The sequence below is a fragment of the Pseudonocardia sp. KRD291 genome (assembly GCF_019263595.1).
In the GTDB taxonomy this organism is placed as follows: Bacteria; Actinomycetota; Actinomycetes; order Mycobacteriales; family Pseudonocardiaceae; genus Pseudonocardia.
Genome location: NZ_JADQDD010000505.1, coordinates 1 through 1811 on the forward strand (window position 1 = coordinate 1; position 1811 = coordinate 1811).

Sequence of the window (1811 nt, forward strand, 5' to 3'; positions counted from 1 at the left end):
CGACGGGCCCATGGATCGACCCTCAGATCGCGAGCGCTAGCCTTCGCGAGTCCAGACCTACTATCGCGCTACGGAGACAGCTCGATGCGGACGCTGGGCTGCGGCAGAGTGGGTGGCGGCAACGTTGAGGAGTTCGCGTGTTGAAGGTTCGGTTCACCTCCCGGCTCAAGCTTGGGGCTGCCACCGTGGCAGGTCTGGTGACGATCGCGGGGTTGACCTTGGCCGGGCCGGCCTCAGCTAACGACGAGGCCGAGACCAGCCCCGTCGCTCGGGCCGCGCATGCCGAACCGTTGGCGCCCGGGACTCCGTGCTCGAACTCAGCGCGGGCATGTGTGGATCTCGAATCGCAGCGCGCGTGGCTGATCCGCGACGGCAAGGTGATCCGCGGCCCGGTTGGCATCGCCTCCGGCGGAGCGGATCAGCAGACTCCTACCGGGCACTCGTTCCGGGTCTATCGTCAGGAAAAGGACCACGTCAGTGGGGAGTTCAAGGGGCCCGACGGGCGACCGGCTCCGATGCCGTACTCGACCTTCTTCGCCGACGGGGGAGTCGCCTTCCACGGCGGTGACCGATCCCGGTCCTCGGCCGGATGCATCAAGCTCGACCTCCCCGAGGCTCAGGCGTGGTTCAACGATCTGCAGAACGGCGACAAGGTTCAGGTCGTGAACGCATCTGCGGAGATGGCGGCGCGCGGCATGGCCACCCGCTAGCGCCGTCGGCCCCATTGGGCCCCGCCGTGCATCCCGAGTTCCAACATCGTCGACACGCCCCCTGACCGCAGACTGCCGGGCGCCGCCACATCAACCAACAGGGCCGCCCCGCTCGGCTCGGCGCTGTAACGATCGAAGGCGTAGTCCCTGGATCGGCCCCAAGGAGGCCGGGCAGACGCGCGGCTGACCTGCATTTTTACGCCCGGTCGTCGGGCATGCCGCGGGGGGGTAGGGTATGCGCGTCACGCCGAGCCGGAGGGGAGTAGCTCATGTCGGAGTTCGGGCCGGCGTTCGTGTTGCTCGGTGTCGTCGTGGCGGCCGTACTCGCCTCCTACAGCGTCGCGCGAATGGTCGTGGTAGCCCCGCCGGTGGTCGAGGTCGTGCCCTTCAGCGGTGGGCTGGTGCCGGCCGAGCACGCGGTGTCTCGATTTCATGTCCGCTGGTACGCGGTGACCATGGTGTTCCTGGCCTTCGACATGGAGATGATCTTCATGTATCCGTGGACGCTCGTGGTGTCGCGGGTCGGTCCGTCCTCGGTGATCGAGATGTTCTTGTTCCTGGCCATCCTGCTCGCCGGTGTCATCTACGCCTGGCGTGAAGGGGCACTGCGGTGGGCCTGACCGACGCCCTCCTGCGTGCCGGTGCCGGGCGGCCGCATGTGCTGGTGGTTGCCGCACTCGGCGGCACGGCGGCACGGTTGGCCGTCGAGGCCGAGCTCGCCCGTCGGGCCTGGCCGATCGCGACCAGTCCCGCGGACACCGACATCCTGGTCGTCGCGGGGGAGCCGGGTACGGAGCTGGCCGCGGTCCTCGCGCGGATCTGGGCGCAGATCCCGGCCCCGCGTGCCCGGGTTGACGTGCCGCAACCGGAGACGGTGCCGGCCTGCCTCGATACGGCGAAGGGGCGGCTCGCCGATCGTGTGTTCCAGGGCCGGACCGCGCTGGTCGGGTCCGCGTCAGCCGGGTCCGCGTCGATCGACGAAGGCACGCACGGGCAGGAGCAGCATTCGACGGGGCAGGACCCGACCGCCTCCGCCGAACCAGGGGCGAACGGACATGACCACGGCGCGGCCGGGGGCGGCGATCTCGCCGAGGACGATGC

At 69.5% G+C, this 1811-nt stretch carries 2 protein-coding genes and 1 pseudogene; all 3 read left to right on the forward strand.

The window, feature by feature from the left end; all coding sequences use genetic code 11:
* Window positions 1-137: 137 nt before the first annotated feature.
* Window positions 138-710, forward strand: coding sequence for a L,D-transpeptidase (locus I4I78_RS32230; RefSeq protein WP_308252483.1), 573 nt, complete (start codon window positions 138-140; stop codon window positions 708-710).
* 269 nt (window positions 711-979) lie between these two features.
* Window positions 980-1330 (forward strand): NADH-quinone oxidoreductase subunit A, encoded by a 351-nt coding sequence (locus tag I4I78_RS32235; RefSeq protein ID WP_218615288.1) that lies wholly within the window; start codon window positions 980-982, stop codon window positions 1328-1330.
* Window positions 1321-1811: pseudogene (locus I4I78_RS32240) on the forward strand (hypothetical protein); the annotation flags it as partial. The gene I4I78_RS32235 and the pseudogene I4I78_RS32240, both read left to right, overlap by 10 nt.

Excerpts from the sequence above, each read along its gene's own strand:
- I4I78_RS32235 (WP_218615288.1), top strand. The coding sequence starts at position 980 with ATGTCGGAGTTCGGGCCGGCGTTCGTGTTGCTCGGTGTCGTCGTGGCG.